Origin of the sequence: Streptomyces sp. NPDC006384, assembly GCF_042870695.1 — a bacterium.
GTDB lineage: Bacteria > Actinomycetota > Actinomycetes > Streptomycetales > Streptomycetaceae > Streptomyces.
This window is the reverse complement of sequence record NZ_JBIAHR010000009.1, coordinates 199,388-214,549: the sequence shown is the minus strand read 5'-3', so window position 1 is coordinate 214,549 and position 15,162 is coordinate 199,388. Positions and strand designations below refer to the sequence as shown.

The 15,162-nt window shown below is 73.0% G+C and carries 17 protein-coding genes; 7 read left to right on the top strand and 10 right to left on the bottom strand.

The features are described from left to right. Nucleotides 1-35: 35 nt before the first annotated feature. Nucleotides 36-491, top strand: a complete 456-nt coding sequence (locus tag ACFYOJ_RS14870; protein WP_356550975.1) for an RpiB/LacA/LacB family sugar-phosphate isomerase — start codon at nt 36-38, stop codon at nt 489-491. 9 nt (nt 492-500) lie between these two features. Here the strand turns inward: ACFYOJ_RS14870 and rocD are convergent, their stop codons facing one another. The 3 genes from rocD to ACFYOJ_RS14855 all read right to left on the bottom strand — a co-directional run bounded on the left by rocD (nt 501) and on the right by ACFYOJ_RS14855 (nt 3,186). Then, nucleotides 501-1,721 (bottom strand): ornithine--oxo-acid transaminase, encoded by a 1,221-nt coding sequence (gene rocD / locus ACFYOJ_RS14865; protein ID WP_356550977.1) that lies wholly within the window; start codon nt 1,719-1,721, stop codon nt 501-503. Next, the gene (gene ddaH / locus ACFYOJ_RS14860; protein WP_356550978.1) at nt 1,718-2,557 is read right to left on the bottom strand and encodes a dimethylargininase; all 840 of its coding nucleotides are present in this window, start codon (nt 2,555-2,557) and stop codon (nt 1,718-1,720) included. The genes rocD and ddaH overlap by 4 nt, the downstream gene beginning before the upstream one ends. Nucleotides 2,558-2,682: 125 nt before the next feature. Then, nucleotides 2,683-3,186, bottom strand: coding sequence for an Lrp/AsnC family transcriptional regulator (locus tag ACFYOJ_RS14855; protein WP_356550980.1), 504 nt, complete (start codon nt 3,184-3,186; stop codon nt 2,683-2,685). A 102-nt stretch (nt 3,187-3,288) separates the two neighbouring features. On the opposite strand from ACFYOJ_RS14855, the gene ACFYOJ_RS14850 reads away from it, so the two are divergent. Genes ACFYOJ_RS14850 through ACFYOJ_RS14835 form a run of 4 tightly spaced genes read left to right on the top strand, consistent with a single transcriptional unit; the run spans nt 3,289 to nt 7,404 of the window. Then, entirely contained in the window at nt 3,289-4,047 is a 759-nt protein-coding gene (locus ACFYOJ_RS14850) for a LytTR family transcriptional regulator DNA-binding domain-containing protein (RefSeq protein ID WP_356550981.1), read from the top strand. Nucleotides 4,048-4,050: 3 nt separating this feature from the next. Then, entirely contained in the window at nt 4,051-4,413 is a 363-nt protein-coding gene (locus tag ACFYOJ_RS14845; protein WP_356550983.1) for a hypothetical protein, read from the top strand. A gap of 22 nt (nt 4,414-4,435) precedes the next feature. Continuing rightward, nucleotides 4,436-6,193 (top strand): cation acetate symporter, encoded by a 1,758-nt coding sequence (locus tag ACFYOJ_RS14840; protein ID WP_356550984.1) that lies wholly within the window; start codon nt 4,436-4,438, stop codon nt 6,191-6,193. Next, on the top strand, nt 6,190-7,404 hold the full coding sequence (locus ACFYOJ_RS14835; protein ID WP_356550986.1) for a histidine kinase: 1,215 nt from the start codon (nt 6,190-6,192) through the stop codon (nt 7,402-7,404). The genes ACFYOJ_RS14840 and ACFYOJ_RS14835 overlap by 4 nt, the downstream gene beginning before the upstream one ends. Nucleotides 7,405-7,420: 16 nt before the next feature. On the opposite strand, the gene ACFYOJ_RS14830 is transcribed toward ACFYOJ_RS14835, so the two are convergent. From ACFYOJ_RS14830 to ACFYOJ_RS14810, 5 genes are all read right to left on the bottom strand, one after another. Next, nucleotides 7,421-7,591 carry a hypothetical protein gene (locus tag ACFYOJ_RS14830; RefSeq protein ID WP_356550987.1) on the bottom strand — a complete coding sequence of 57 codons (171 nt, stop codon included), beginning with the start codon at nt 7,589-7,591 and terminating at the stop codon, nt 7,421-7,423. A 114-nt stretch (nt 7,592-7,705) separates the two neighbouring features. Beyond that, nucleotides 7,706-8,656, bottom strand: coding sequence for a cytochrome c oxidase assembly protein (locus ACFYOJ_RS14825; RefSeq protein ID WP_356550989.1), 951 nt, complete (start codon nt 8,654-8,656; stop codon nt 7,706-7,708). 111 nt (nt 8,657-8,767) lie between these two features. After that, nucleotides 8,768-9,793 carry a 6-phosphofructokinase gene (locus ACFYOJ_RS14820; RefSeq protein WP_356550990.1) on the bottom strand — a complete coding sequence of 342 codons (1,026 nt, stop codon included), beginning with the start codon at nt 9,791-9,793 and terminating at the stop codon, nt 8,768-8,770. 167 nt (nt 9,794-9,960) lie between these two features. After that, nucleotides 9,961-10,689: a glutamine amidotransferase gene (locus ACFYOJ_RS14815; RefSeq protein WP_356550991.1), complete on the bottom strand. Its 729-nt coding sequence runs from the start codon at nt 10,687-10,689 to the stop codon at nt 9,961-9,963. Between the two features lie 23 nt (nt 10,690-10,712). After that, nucleotides 10,713-11,951 (bottom strand): MurT ligase domain-containing protein, encoded by a 1,239-nt coding sequence (locus tag ACFYOJ_RS14810; protein WP_356550993.1) that lies wholly within the window; start codon nt 11,949-11,951, stop codon nt 10,713-10,715. 179 nt (nt 11,952-12,130) lie between these two features. On the opposite strand from ACFYOJ_RS14810, the gene def reads away from it, so the two are divergent. Beyond that, the gene (gene def / locus ACFYOJ_RS14805; RefSeq protein ID WP_356550995.1) at nt 12,131-12,670 is read left to right on the top strand and encodes a peptide deformylase; all 540 of its coding nucleotides are present in this window, start codon (nt 12,131-12,133) and stop codon (nt 12,668-12,670) included. A gap of 116 nt (nt 12,671-12,786) precedes the next feature. Here the strand turns inward: def and ACFYOJ_RS14800 are convergent, their stop codons facing one another. Beyond that, nucleotides 12,787-13,443 carry a TetR family transcriptional regulator gene (locus ACFYOJ_RS14800; protein WP_356550997.1) on the bottom strand — a complete coding sequence of 219 codons (657 nt, stop codon included), beginning with the start codon at nt 13,441-13,443 and terminating at the stop codon, nt 12,787-12,789. A gap of 169 nt (nt 13,444-13,612) precedes the next feature. Here ACFYOJ_RS14800 and ACFYOJ_RS14795 point away from each other — a divergent pair, with 169 nt between their 5' ends. Next, the gene (locus ACFYOJ_RS14795) at nt 13,613-14,839 is read left to right on the top strand and encodes an acyl-CoA dehydrogenase family protein (RefSeq protein WP_356550999.1); all 1,227 of its coding nucleotides are present in this window, start codon (nt 13,613-13,615) and stop codon (nt 14,837-14,839) included. A gap of 81 nt (nt 14,840-14,920) precedes the next feature. Here the strand turns inward: ACFYOJ_RS14795 and ACFYOJ_RS14790 are convergent, their stop codons facing one another. Then, nucleotides 14,921-15,157, bottom strand: coding sequence for a DUF6213 family protein (locus ACFYOJ_RS14790; protein ID WP_356551001.1), 237 nt, complete (start codon nt 15,155-15,157; stop codon nt 14,921-14,923). Nucleotides 15,158-15,162 lie beyond the last annotated feature (5 nt).

Genomic DNA, 15,162 nt, shown 5'->3' with positions numbered 1-15,162 from the left:
ATGAGGTGAACGGCCCCACCGGCTACCCTTCGCACATGCGGATCTCCGTCTCCTCCGACATGGACGAACCCGTCGCCCGTCTCCTCGTCGAGGAGCTGCGCGCACGCGGCCACGAGGTGCTGACGCACGGCGCGCTGCGCCCCGGGCAGGACCCGCGGTGGGCGGTGTGCTCGGAGCGGGCCGCGCGCGACGTCGCCGAGGGCACGGCCGACCAGGCGGTGGTGTGCTGCTGGACCGGCACCGGCGCCTCGATCGCCGCGAACAAGGTGCCGGGGGTGCGGGCCGCCCTGTGCACCGACGCGTACACCGCCGACGGGGCACGCCGCTGGAACGACGCCAACGTCCTCGCCCTCGGCCTGCGGCTGACCTCGGCGCCGCTGCTGCGGGAGATCCTCGACGCCTGGTTCGCGGCCGGGGCGAGCACGGACGCCGAGGACCGGGACAACGTCACGCACGTGGAGCGGCTCGACCGGGGCCGGACCGCTTTCTGACGCCGGCGCTCAGGAGGCCAGGACCTTCTCCAGCGTGCCCAGCGCCTCCCGCAGCTCCCCGGCCGTGACGGTCAGCGGCGGGGCCAGGCGGATCGTGGAGCCGTGGGTGTCCTTGACCAGGACGCCCTCGCACATCAGCCGCTCGCTGACCTCGCGGCCGGTGCCGATCGCCGGGTCCACGTCGACGCCCGCCCACAGGCCCCGCGCCCGGAAGCCGACGACACCCTTGCCGACCAGCGTCTGAAGGCCCTTGCGCAGCACCTCGCCCAGCTCGGCCGCCCGGCGCTGGAACTCGCCGGTCTCCAGCAGCTCCACCACCGCCGTGCCGACCGCGGCCGCCAGCGGATTGCCGCCGAAGGTCGACCCGTGCTCGCCCGGACGCAGCACACCGAGCACCTCCCGGCGGCCCACCACCGCCGACACCGGCACGATGCCGCCGCCCAGCGCCTTGCCCAGCAGCACCACGTCCGGGACGACCCCCTCGTGCTCGACGGCGAGGGTGTGCCCGGTGCGGCCCAGGCCCGACTGGATCTCGTCCGCGACGAACAGGCACCCGGCCCGCCGGGTCAGCTCCCGCACACCCGCCAGATAGCCGTCGTCGGGGATGTTGACGCCCGCCTCGCCCTGGATCGGCTCGATCAGCACCGCCGCCGTCGTGTCGTCGACGGCCGCCTCCAGCGCGGCCAGGTCGTTGTACGGCACGATCCGGAAGCCGGGGGTGAAGGGACCGAAGCCGGCGCGGGCCGTCTCGTCCGTCGAGAAGCCGACGATCGTGGTCGTACGGCCGTGGAAGTTGTCCGCCGCGACCACGATCGTCGCCCGGTCGGCGGGGACGCCCTTCACGTCGTACGCCCACTTGCGGGCCACCTTGATGCCGCTCTCCACCGCCTCCGCGCCGGTGTTCATCGGCAGCACCATGTCCGTGCCGGTCAGCGCGGTCAGCTTCTCGGCGAAGCCCGCGAGCCGGTCGTTGTGGAAGGCGCGCGAGGTCAGCGTCAGCCGGTCCAGCTGGCGGTGCGCGGCCTCGATCAGCGCCGGATGGCGGTGGCCGAAGTTGAGCGCCGAGTAGCCGGCCAGCATGTCCAGGTAGCGGCGGCCCTCCACGTCCTCCACCCAGGCGCCCTCCGCGCGGGCCACCACCACGGGCAGCGGATGGTAGTTGTGGGCGAGGACGGGCTCCTCCGCGCGGATGAGCTCCTCGGAGCCGCGGGTGCGGGCGGGTGCGGTCATGAGCGGGTCTCCCGGATCTCCTGGGTGCAGCACTTGATGCCGCCACCGGCCTTGTGGAACTCGGACAGGTCGACGGGGACGGGGACGTAACCGAGGCCCGCGAGCCGGTCGGCGAGTTCCCCGGCACCGGGCGAGATGAACACGTGCCGTCCGTCGGACACGGAGTTCAGCCCGAACGCCATGGCGTCCTCACGGGTGGCGAGCACCGCGTCCGGGTAGAGCCGCTCCAGCACCTCACGGCTGCCGGGCGAGAAGGCTCCCGGGTAGTAGGCGATGTTCCCGTCGCCCCCCTCGTGGCCGTCGTCGAGGACGAACAGGGCCGTGTCCAGGTGGTAGAAGTACGGGTCCACCAGCGTCAGCGACACCACCGGCCGCCCGAAGTACTCCTGCACCTCGCGGTGCGCCTCGGGCGTCGTGCGGAAACCGGTGCCCGCCAGGATCCAGCGGCCCACCGGCACGAGGTCGCCCTCGCCCTCGCAGACCGCCTCGGGCTCGTGCACGTCGAAGCCCGCGCCCTTGAACCACGTCTCGTAGGGGACGGACTCGGGGCGGCGCTCCGGCGCGTGGAACAGCGAGCCGAAGACCCGGCCGTCCACGACGAGCGCCGCGTTGGCGGCGAAGACCATGTCGGGCAGCCCGGGGACCGGCGCCACGGTGTCCACGGTGTGCCCGTGGCGGCGGTAGGTGTCGATCAGCGTGCGCCACTGGGTGAGCGCACGGCCCACGTGGACGGGCTCCCCGGAGCGCATCCACGGGTTGATCGCGTACTGCACGGCGAAGTGTCTGGGTTCGCAGACGAGGAAGCGCCGCCGGCGCGGCACACGGGAGTCGGGCACGAAGGGGTACCTCCGCTTCCTGACGTACGGTGACCGGGGGATGACACCACGGTAGGAAGCGGCCGCGCGGACGACAAGCGAGGAGAGCTGCGTGTCCACGCACGAACGCTGCGTCCTGGGCCAGGTCAGCGCAGGTCTGCTGCGCCCTCGGGGGCCGGCTGGTTCGCCCCGGCCTCCGGACTGTCCGGCAGCAGGTGCGACAGCACCATCACACTGATCGTCTTCCGGATGAACGGCTCGGCCCGGATCCGCTCCAGCACCTCCTCGAAGTGCTCCACGTCCCGCGCCCGCACGTGCAGCAGCGCGTCCGCCCCGCCGGTCACCGTCATCGCCGCCGTGATCTCCGGATAGCCCCGCACCACCTGGGCCAGCCGCCTCGGCGGGGCCGCCCCCTCGCAGTACACCTCCACGTACGCCTCGGTGCGCCAGCCCAGCGCGGACGGCCGCACCGTCGCCGTGAACCCGGTGATCACACCGGACTCCCGCAGCCGGTCCACCCGGCGCTTGACCGCCGTCGCGGACAGCCCCACCCCCGCGCCGATCTCCGCGAAGGACGTCCTGGCGTTCGCCATCAGCGCGGTGACGATCTTCCGGTCGAGCTCGTCGAAGGGCGAGGGCCTGCTGTTCATGCCCGCACTGTAGCCAGCCCGCGCCCCACCGCCCCGGCCGCGTCCGGACCCGCGCACCGGGCCCGTGTCCAGGCGCGCGGATACCACCTACACTCCACCTTCATGCTGCGCGCCCTCGCCGTCGACGACGAACGCCCCTCGCTGGAGGAACTGCTCTACCTGCTGGGCGCCGACCCGCGGATCGGCAGCGTGGAGGGCGCCGGCGACGCCACCGAGGCACTGCGCCGCATCAACCGGGCCCTGGAGTCCGGCCCGCACGGCCCCGAGGCCATCGACGTGGTCTTCCTCGACATCCAGATGCCCGGCCTCGACGGGCTGGACCTCGCCCGGCTGCTGACCGGCTTCGCCCGGCCGCCGCTGATCGTGTTCGTCACCGCGCACGAGGACTTCGCCGTCCAGGCCTTCGACCTGAAGGCCGTCGACTACGTCCTCAAACCCGTGCGCACGGAACGGCTGGCCGAGGCGGTCCGCCGCGTCGCCGAACAGCGCGGCACCGTCGGCGCCGCCCCCCGCATACCCGTGCACGAACCGGACCCCGACCACATCCCCGTCGAGCTCGGCGGCGTCACCCGCTTCGTGGCCGTCGACGACATCACCCACGTCGAGGCCCGGGGCGACTACGCCCGCCTGCACACCGACAGGGGCAGCCACCTCGTCCGCATTCCCCTGTCCACCCTGGAGGAACGCTGGCGGGCCCGCGGCTTCGTCCGCATCCACCGCCGCCACCTGGTCGCCCTGCGCCACATCGGCGAACTCCGCCTGGACGCCGGATCGGTGAGCGTCCTGGTCGGCACCGAGGAACTCCAGGTCAGCCGCCGCCACGCCCGCGAACTGCGGGACCTGCTCATGCGGAGGCGGTGAACCGTGCCCCAGGACCCCGCCGAGCGCCGCGTCACCGTCACCGGCCCGCCCCGGCACACCCGCCGCCGCGCCTCGGGCCACCACCGCCCGCGCACCGAGATCGACGAGCAGACCGCCCTCGGCCACACCTACGTCCGCTCCCTGATGCGCAGCCAGCTGCGGGCCGGCCTCACCGCCCTCGCCGCGCTCGCACTGCTCGTCGGCCCGCTGCCGCTGCTGTTCGCCGTGACGCCCGGCGCCCGCCGCCTCGAATGGGCCGTCCTCGGCTTCGGTCTCTACGCCCCGCTCGTCCTCCTCGCCCGCTGGTACGTCCGCCGCGCCGAACGCAACGAACGCGACTTCGTCCGCCTCGTCGAGGACCGGTGACCAGCAAAGCCATGGCACGCCGATGAACCCGAACTACGCGATACCCGCCGTCGCCCTCGTCGCCGTCGCCACCGTCCTCGTCGGCGCCTTCGGCCTGCGCGTCTCCCGCACCACCTCCGACTTCTACGTCGCCTCCCGCACCGTCGGCCCCCGCCTGAACGCCGCCGCCATCAGCGGCGAGTACCTCTCCGCCGCCTCCTTCCTCGGCATCGCCGGCCTGCTCCTCGCCGAGGGCCCCGACATGCTCTGGTACCCGGTCGGCTACACCGCCGGCTACCTGGTCCTGCTCCTGTTCGTCGCCGCCCCGCTGCGCCGCTCCGGCGCCTACACCCTGCCCGACTTCGCCGAGGCCCGCCTCGCCTCCCGGGCGGTACGGCGGCTCGCCGGCGCCTTCGTCGTCGGCGTCGGCTGGCTGTACCTGCTGCCCCAGCTCCAGGGCGCCGGGCTGACGCTGACCGTGCTGACCGGCGCGCCCGACCGGCTCGGCGGGGTGATCGTCGCCGTCGTCGTCATCGCCATCGTCGCCGCCGGCGGCATGCGCAGCATCACCTTCGTGCAGGCCTTCCAGTACTGGCTGAAGCTCACCGCGCTGCTCGTCCCGGCGTTCTTCCTGGTCCTGGCCTGGCAGGGCGACGGCGCGCCCGGCCGTGCCTTCGAGGAACCGGCCGCCTTCCGCGAGCAGCGCTCCGTCCGCGTCGACGCCGGCCTCGCCCTCGAACTCGAGGAGCCGCTCACCGTCACCGTCGACGGCACCGTGGACGGCCGTGCCCTCGACGGCACCCGGACCCTGCTGCCCGCCGGCACCCACCGCATCGAGGCCGGCACCCGTCTCACCTTCGCCGAGGGCACCCCGGTCCCGGCCGCCGGACGCGGCGCCGACGACGCCCTGTCGCCCTCGCGCGCCGAGAGCCGCACGGAGCGCCCGCTGTACGCGACGTACGGGCTGATCCTCGCCACCTTCCTCGGCACCATGGGCCTGCCGCACGTCGTGGTCCGCTTCTACACCAGCCCGACCGGCGTCGCCGCCCGCCGCACCACCGTCGCCGTCCTCGGCCTGATCGGCGCCTTCTACCTGCTGCCGCCCGTCTACGGCGCCCTCGGCCGCCTCTACGCCCCCGAGCTGACCCTCACCGGCGACGCCGACGCCGCCGTCCTGCTGCTGCCGGACCGGATGATCGGGGGAGTGGGCGGCGACCTGCTCGGCGCCCTGATCGCGGGCGGTGCCTTCGCCGCGTTCCTGTCCACGGCGTCGGGGCTGACCATGGCCGTCGCGGGCGTCCTCACCCAGGACGTGCTGCCGTCCCGGGGCGTGCCGCACTTCCGCCTCGGCACCGTCCTCGCGATGGCCGTGCCCCTCGCGGCGAGCGCCCTGGTCGGCGGACTGCCGGTCGCCGACGCCGTCGGTCTCGCCTTCGCCGTGTCCGCCTCCTCGTTCTGCCCGCTGCTCGTCCTCGGCATCTGGTGGCGGCGGCTGACCCCGCCCGGCGCGGCGGCCGGGATGCTGGTGGGCGGCGGCTCCGCGCTGCTCGCCGTCGCCGCGACCATGGGCGGCTTCCCGGACGGCGGCACCCTGCACGCGCTGCTGGCCTGGCCGGCCCTGTGGTCGGTGCCGCTGGGCTTCCTCACCATGGTGCTGGTCTCCCTGGCCACCCCGGGGCGGGTGCCCGCCGGGACGGCGGCGGTCCTGGCCCGCTTCCACCTGCCCGAAGAGCTCGGCACCGGGGAGCTGCGCGCGGACGAGCGGCGCGCGGACGAGCTGCGCAAGGAGGTGTCACCGTGAGCGGCTTCCTGGCGGGTCTGCTGGCCGCCGTGCTGCCCCTGCTGGCCGCGGGCTTCTGGCTGGGGAGGCGCACGGCCCGGCCGCGGCACCTCGGCGGGCTCGGCACACCGGTCGAGCACGCCACCTTCCAGACCCTGCACACCGCCTCCCTCGCCACCCCGCCGCTGCGCGCCGGCCTCACCGAGGAGACCGCCCGCAAGTCGGCCCGCAAACTGCGCTCGCTGCTCGGCACCGACGCGCTGTGCCTGGCCGACCGGAAGCAGGTCCTGGTCTGGGACGGTGTGGGCGCCCACCACCGCGCCGAGATCATGGAGCGCCTCGCCGGCCCGCTGGAGACCGGCCGCGGGGAGGCGTTCCCCCTCACCTGCTCCACCCCCGACTGCGCGGTGCGCTGGGCGGTCGTCGCCCCGCTCACCGTCGACGACCGGGTGCACGGCGCCCTCGTCGCCTGCGCGCCCCGCGAGTCCGCCGTCCTGGCCCGGGCGGCCGGCGAGGTGGCCCGCTGGGTGTCGGTCCAGCTCGAGCTGGCCGACCTCGACCGGTCCCGCACCCGGCTCATCGAGGCCGAGATCAAGGCGCTGCGGGCCCAGATCTCCCCGCACTTCATCTTCAACTCGCTCGCGGTGATCGCGTCCTTCGTGCGCACCGATCCCGAGCGCGCCCGCGAGCTGCTGCTGGAGTTCGCCGACTTCACCCGCTACTCGTTCCGCCGGCACGGCGACTTCACCACCCTCGCCGACGAGCTGCACGCCATCGACCACTACCTGGCGCTCGTGCGGGCCCGCTTCGGCGACCGCCTCTCCGTCACCCTCCAGGTCGCCCCCGAGGTGCTGCCGGTGGCCCTGCCCTTCCTCTGCCTCCAGCCGCTCGTGGAGAACGCCGTCAAGCACGGACTGGAGGGCAAGGCCGTGTCCTCGGGCAAGTGCCACATCCGGATCACCGCGCAGGACGCGGGCGCCGAGGCCCTGGTCGTCATCGAGGACGACGGCGCCGGCATGGATCCCGGCCTCCTGCGCCGCATCCTCGCGGGCGAGGTCAGCCCGTCGGGCGGCATCGGCCTGTCCAACGTCGACGACCGGCTCCGCCAGGTCTACGGCGACGACCACGGCCTCGTCATCGAGACCGCCGTCGGCGCCGGCATGAAGATCACCGTCCGGCTGCCCAAGTACCAGCCGGGCGTCCACTCGGCCGGGCGGCTCGGCCGCGAATGAGGCCGGCCGCCGCGGCTCAGGCGCTGCGCGTGGCGACCACCCCGACCGTGATCAGACCCAGGACGACCCAGCCGAACCACAGCCAGCCGTTGCTGCCGAGCGCCACCGTGTAGGCCGTCACCGCGACCAGGCCGCCGATGGTGAGCGCCCCCATCGTCTTCGTGGAACTGTCCGTGGAACCGGGCATCGCGACACCCTCCTCGTGGTCCGTTGCCCTCCATGGTGCCCCCGTTTCGCCGTCGGACGGCGGGTACGGCGATATGTGCACCGTTTTCCGGGCCGGGAGGAGGGTGCCGGGCGCTCAGTTCCCGCGTGCGTTCAGCGACGCCAGGTAGGCGTTGTACGCCTCGAGCTCCTTGTCGCCGTCGCGGTCGGCGGCCCGGTCGGTGCGCCGGGCCTGCCGCTGGTCGGAGGCGTACCACTGGAAGGCCAGGGCGAGCAGCACCAGCACGGACGGGACCTCGCTGAACGCCCAGGCGATGCCGCCGGCCGCGTTCTGGTCGGAGAGCGCCTCGATGCCCAGCGACGCGGGCGGGTTCTTGAACGTCTCGACCATGGGGGAGGAGGCCATCATCAGCGCGATGCCGAAGAACGCGTGGAACGGCATCCCGGCGAACAGCTCCAGCATCCGCATCAGGTGCCCCGGCCGGTGCGGGCCCGGGTCCACGCCCATGATCGGCCAGAAGAAGACCAGACCGACGGCGAGGAAGTGCACCATCATCCCGATGTGCCCGACCTTGGAGCCCATCAGGGAGTCGAAGAGCGGGGTGAAGTACAGCGCGTACAGGCTCGCGATGAACAGCGGGATGGTGAACACCGGGTGCGTGACGACGCGCATGTAGCGGCTGTGCAGCAGCATCAGCAGCAGCTCGCGCGGCCCCTTGCTGCCCCGGGCCGCCGGGGGCAGCGCCCGCAGCGCCAGGGTGATCGGGGCACCGAGCAGCAGCAGGATCGGCGACACCATGCTGATCACCATGTGCTGCACCATGTGCACGCTGAACATGACCATGCCGTAGTCGTTGAGCTTGGTGCACATCATCAGCGCCACGCTCAGCACGCCGGCGACGAAGCCGACGGTCCGCCCGACCGGCCACGCGTCACCGCGCCGCATCAGACGGACGACCCCCCAGCCGTACAGGGCCAGGCCCACCAGGCACGCGGTCAGGAAGAACGCGTCGGGTGACCAGCCGAGCCCCCGCTCCAGCGTGAACGGCGGCAGATCCGTCGTCATGCCGTGCCCGCTGTGATCCATCCGCCGGCTCCTGTTTCGTGGGGGTTGAGCGCTGTCTGTCCGGACCAAGACTAGAACCGCCCCCGGCGACTTCTGTCACCGGGGGCGGCGGAGCACGGTGCCACCGTGTCCTCAGAGCACGCACTCCGCTTCGTCGTACCGCGCGTCCGGCACCGTCTTCAGCGTCTCCACGGCCTCGGCCAGGGGCACCATCTCGATGTCCGTCCCCCGCAGGGCCGTCATCATCCCGAACTCTCCGCGGTGCACGGCCTCCACCGCGTGCCAGCCGAAGCGGGTGGCCAGCACCCGGTCGTAGGCGGTCGGCGTGCCGCCGCGCTGGACGTGGCCGAGTATCACCGGCCGGGCCTCCTTGCCGAGGCGCTCCTCCAGCTCGATCGAGAGCTGGCGGGCGATCCCGGCGAAGCGCTCGTGGCCGTAGACGTCCTTGCCGCCCTCGTCGAACTCCATGGTCCCGGCCTTCGGCTTGGCGCCCTCGGCGGCCACCACTATGGCGAACCGCTTGCCCGCGGCGAAGCGCTCGCCGACCTTGGCGGTCAGCTCCTCGATGTCGAAGGGCCGCTCCGGCACGACGACGGCGTGGGCACCGGCGGCCATGCCCGAGTGCAGGGCGATCCAGCCGGTGTGCCGGCCCATGACCTCGACGATCAGCACCCGCTGGTGGGACTCGGCGGTCGTCTTCAGCCGGTCCAGGGCCTCGGTGGCGACGGTGACCGCCGTGTCGAAGCCGAACGTGACGTCGGTGACCGCTATGTCGTTGTCGATGGTCTTCGGCACGCCGACGATCGGCAGGCCGTTGTCGGACAGCAGCCGGGCCGCCTTCAGCGTGCCCTCGCCGCCGATCGGGATGATCGCGTCGAGGCCGAGTTCCCCGACGTGGCCCCGGGCGCGCTCGACGCCGTCCCGCAGATGCTCGGGACGGACCCGGGAGGAGCCGAGGATGGTGCCGCCGCGGGCCAGGATGCCGCCGACGGCGTCGAGGTCGAGCTTGAGGTAGTCGCACTCCAGGAGGCCCTTCCAGCCGTCCCGGAAGCCGATGACCTCGTCGCCGTGGTCGACGACGGCGCGGTGCACGACGGACCGGATGACGGCGTTCAGGCCGGGGCAGTCACCGCCGGACGTGAGGACACCAATGCGCATAGCCCGAAATACCTTCTCCACGTGGCACGGGTCCGGACCGCGCTGTCCGGTTCGGTTCCCCGCCACCCTAGCGGTACGAGGCGACGGGGCCGAACCGTGCGTCCGCCTGCTGGACGCACCCGCTCACCTGTGCGGACGCATCATCAGACGGGCTGTCGCGGGAGGTGTCAGGCGGGCTGCTGCGCGGCCGCGATGCGCTCGTCGCGCAGCGCCTCGTACCACCGGTCGTCGGTGGGCGGCAGCGCGTTCACGTCCAGGGCCAGCTTCAGCAGCAGGTCCGCGATCTGCGGGTTGCGGGCCAGCACCGGGCCGTGCATGTACGTGCCGAAGACCGTGTCGTTGTACGCGCCCTCCGTGCCGTCGCCCGTGCCGTTGCCGTTGCCGAAGCGGACCTGGGCGAACGGGCGGGCGGTGGGGCCCAGATGGGTGACGCCCTGGTGGTTCTCGAACCCGGTCAGCGGGGGCAGGCCGAGGCGCGGGTCGATGTCACCGAGGACGTCGCCGACGCAGCGCGCGCCCTCGCCGCGCGTGGAGACCACGTCGAGCAGGCCGAGGCCCGGCTCGCGCCGGCCGAGGTCGTTGATGAACTCGTGGCCGAGGATCTGGTAGCCGGCGCAGACGGAGAAGACGATCGCGCCGTTCTCCACCGCCCGGTGCAGGCCGCCGTCGCGGCGCAGCCGCTCGGCCGCGAGCCGCTGCGGGCGGTCCTCGCCGCCGCCGATCAGGTAGATGTCGCCGGAGGTCGGGATCGGCTGGTCGCTGCGCACGTCGAGCCGGGCCACGTCGAGGCCGCGCTGGCGGGCCCGGCGCTCCACGACCAGGGCGTTGCCCTGGTCGCCGTAGGTGCTGAGGAGGTCCGGGTAGATCCAGACGATCCGCAGTTGGTTGTCGCTCACGAAAGTCCCCTGAAATCTCGCGGTCAGTTGCCGACGCGGCGGCGCAGGTCCTGGAAGGCGGTGTAGTTCGCGATGACCTCGATCCGGCCGGGCGGGCACAGCTGCACCGCCTGGTCGAGGTTCTCGCACACCTGGAACTGCTGGTCCGCGACCTCCAGGCGCACCGCGAGGTCCAGCTTGCGGTCGCCGATCACGCAGATCGGGTGGCCGGTCAGCCGGGTGTAGTCCACGTCCCACAGCCAGGAGGTGTCGGTGCCGTCGGCGCCGCGGGCGTTCACCGACAGGATGACCGGGGCCGGCGGCGGGTCGATCAGGGAGAAGGTCTCCAGCCAGCCCGCCGGGTTCTTGGCGAGCAGCAGCCGCAGGTCACGGCCCTGGAACTGGACGACGTCGTAGCGTCCGGCGACCGCCTGCACCTGGTACATGCGCTCCAGGGCGACCTGCGGCGGCACCCCGAAGACGGCGGCGACGGCGGCCGAGGAGGCGGCGTTGGCCTTGTTGGCGCGGCCCGGCAGCTGGAGGTGGATCGGCCAGGCGGAGCCGTGCGGGTCGATGACGTGGTCGCCGGACAGGGCCCAGCTCGGCGTGGGACGGCGGAAGCCGCACTCGCCGCAGAACCAGTCGTCGCCCGGGCGCTGCATCACACCGCCGCAGGCGGGGCAGGACCAGGCGTCGTCCTTCCACATCTGCCCGGCGGCGACCCAGATCACGTTGGGGGAGGAGGAGGCGGCCCACACCACCAGCGGGTCGTCGGCGTTGGCGACGACCACGGCCTTCGAACCGGCCAGGCCCTCGCGCCAGTTCTCGGCGAGCATCCGGGTCTCGGCGGCGCGGTCGAGCTGGTCGCGGGAGAGGTTGAGCAGGGCGATGCACTTCGGGTCGGTGGCCTGGGCGACGCCGACGAGGTACTTCTCGTCGACCTCGATGACGCCGAACCGGGCGTCCGTGCCGTCGGCCAGCGCCGAGGTGATGCCGGCCGGCATGTTGGCGCCGAGCGCGTTGGACACGACCGGGCCGGCGGCCTTGAGGGCCTCGGCGATGAGCCGGGTGGTGGTGGTCTTGCCGTTGGTCGCCGAGACGAGGGTCACGTCCAGGTGCTGGGCGAGCCGGCCGAGGAGGTCGGGGTCGAGTTTCAGCGCCACCCGGCCGCCGATCACCGAACCGCTGCCGCGCCCCGCCGCGCGGGACGCCGCCGCGACCGCCTTGCCCGCGGTCACGGCCAGCTTGGCCCGCGGCGTGAGCGGGTCCGAGTTGCCTGCCATCAGTTCTCGATCCTCCTTGCCGTACGCGCCGCGCCTGAAGCCTGTGAAGCCTGACGGCCACGTGGTGTGGAGCTCAGCCTATCGAGATCCGTTCGCACTCCCGAATCGCGGCACCGGCCGCACGGGCCCGGCGGTGGGCGCGTGCCGCCGGGAGACACAGGGACCTTACTCTGGCCGTCATGCGACACGGCTCCATCCCGGGCGTCCACGGGCGCGTACGGCCCCTCACTCTCCTAGGCGACCCCGTCCTGCACGCCCCCTGCGACGAGGTGACGGACTTCGGTCCGCAACTCGCGGCGCTCGTGGAGGACTTGTTCGCCACCATGTACGCCGCCCACGGCGTCGGCCTGGCCGCGAACCAGATCGGCGAACCGCTGCGCGTGTTCGTGTACGACTGCCCCGACGACGAGGACGTGCGCCACCTCGGCCATGTGGTGAACCCGCGGCTCGTCGAGACCGGCGGGGTGGTGGTGCGCGGCCCGGAGGGCTGCCTGTCGCTGCCCGGGCTGGAGGCGGGAACCGAGCGGTACGACGAGGCGGTCGTGGAGGGGTTCACGGCGGCCGGGGAGCCGGTCACCGTGCGCGGGACGGGGTTCTTCGCCCGGTGCCTGCAGCACGAGTGCGACCATCTGGAGGGCCGGGTCTACGCCGACCGGCTGTCGGGCCGGCGCCGCCGGAGGCTGGCGCGGCAGGTGGCGAAGGCGTCCTGGAGCCGCTGACCGCGCCCGCGGGGTGCGGGCGCGGCGGGCCGGCGACGCCGGGCGCGGAGGGGGGGGCGGCGCGGAGGGCGCCGTGCCCCTGGGAGGCGGACGGCGCCGTGCCCGGTGCGGGGCCGTCAGAAGCCCGGGCCGCCGGCCCTGTCCCCGGCCTCGGACAGCCGTCCCCACAGCAGGTCCGCGAGGCTCGTCACCAGTTCGGCCCGGGAGCAGGGCCGTTCGCCCAGCCACCAGTCGCCGGCGGCGTGCATCATGCCGACGATGCCGTGTCCCCACACCCGGGCCAGCCGCTCACCGCCCGGCCCCATGTCGAGGCGTTCCTCGATGACCTTGCCCAGCTCCTCGCCCATGCGGCGCAGCAGCGGCGCCGAGTGCCTGCCGACGTCGAAGCCCTGCTCGGCCTGGTCGCCCGAGGCGGTGGTGCCCTCCGCCGGGTGCATCAGGAAGCGGTACACCTGCGGGCGGGCCTCTATGGCCGCCAGATAGGTGTCCAAGGTGGCCTCGACGCGTGCGCGCCGCCGGGCCGGGGCGTCCAGGGCGGCCCGCAGCGAGTCCAGGAGGGCGTCCGTGTGACGCTGGGCCAGGGCGGCGTACAGGCCGCCCTTGTCACCGAAGTGACGGTAGAGGATCGGCTTGGTGATGCCCGCCTCGGCGGCGATGGCGTTCATCGAGGCCTGCGGGCCGTCGCGCAGCACCACCCGGTCGGCGGCCTCCAGCAGCTCGCGCCGTCGGCGGTCGGCGGACCGCTGCTGATCGGTCCGCTGCGTGGTGTCCATGGTGTGCTCCCCACCCGTGCTGATTCCGTGACGCCTGCGCAAAGTAACACCCGTCGGACACCTCCCCGCGAACGGGAGGAGGCCGGTACTGCGGGAGTTGACTTTCTTACCCACCGGTAACAGACTCGCGTTACCGTAAGTAACATGCGCGTGCGCCACTGGAGGGGTCATGGCCGAGTTCACCATGGAGCTGAACGACGGACAGAAGGAGGTCCGGGACTGGCTGCACGGCTTCGCCGCCGACGTCATCCGCCCCGCGGCCGCCGAATGGGACGAGCGCGAGGAGACCCCCTGGCCGGTCATCCAGGAGGCCGCCAAGGTCGGCATCTACTCCCTCGACTTCTACGCCCAGCAGTACTTCGACCCCACCGGCCTCGGCATCCCGATGACCATGGAGGAACTGTTCTGGGGCGACGCCGGCATCGCGCTGTCCATCGTCGGCACCGGCCTCGCCGCCGTCGGCGTCCTCGCCAACGGCACCGAGGAGCAGATCGGCACCTGGATCCCGCAGATGTACGGCGACGCGCACGACGTCAAGGTCGCCGCGTTCTGCTCCTCCGAGCCCGACGCCGGCTCCGACGTCGCCTCCATGCGCACGCGTGCCGTGTACGACGAGGCCAAGGACGAGTGGGTGCTGAACGGCACCAAGACCTGGGCGACCAACGGCGGCATAGCCGACGTCCACGTCGTCGTCGCCGTCGTCGACCCGGAGCTCGGCTCCAAGGGCCACGCCTCCTTCATCGTGCCGCCGGGCACGCCGGGCCTGTCCCAGGGCCAGAAGTTCAAGAAGCACGGCATCCGCGCCTCGCACACCGCCGAGGTGGTCCTCGACGACGTGCGCGTCCCCGGCTCGTGCCTGCTCGGCGGCAAGGAGAAGCTGGACGAGCGCCTGGCCCGCGCCCGGGAGAAGGCGAAGAAGGGGGGTGAGCGCTTCAAGAACGCCGCGATGGCCACGTTCGAGGCGTCCCGTCCGGCGGTCGGCGCCATGGCGGTGGGCACCGCGCGCGCCGCCTACGAGGTCGCCCTCGAATACGCCCGCACCCGCGAGCAGTTCGGGCGGCCGATCATCGACAACCAGGGCGTCGCCTTCCAGCTCGCCGACATGCGCACGTCGATCGACGCGGCGCGGCTGCTGGTGTGGCGGGCCTCCTGGATGGCGGTCAACGGCAAGCCGTTCACGGCCGCCGAGGGCTCGATGTCCAAGCTGTTCGCGAGCGAGACCGCGAAGAAGGTGACCGCCCAGGCGGTCCAGATCCTGGGCGGCAACGGCTACACCCGCGAGTACCCGGTGGAGCGCATGCACCGGGACGCGGCGATCTACACGATCTTCGAAGGCACCAGCGAGATCCAGCGGCTCGTCATCGCGCGCACCCTGTCCGGCATGCCGATCCGCTGACGGCGCCGCGGGTGGTGCCACTGGCGGTGCCGCGGACGGTGGCCGGGCGCAGGCGGCGGAACGGTGCGGGAGGGGGCGGGGTCAGGGGGTCTGGCCGCTGCTGTGGGCGATGCACGCCACGTCGATGCGGTCGGCCAGTTTGGCGAGTTCGATGGTCAGGGCCGCGACGGTGTCCTCGTCCAGGGTCTCCTCGCCGGTCTCCACCAGCCGCAGCCACCGTCCGCCCACCGTGCGCAGCAACTTGCTCACGTCGGCCGCGGACACCTGCAGGGTGCCGCGGTGGTCGACGATCAGAGGCAGGGTCACTTCGCGGGTCACAAAAA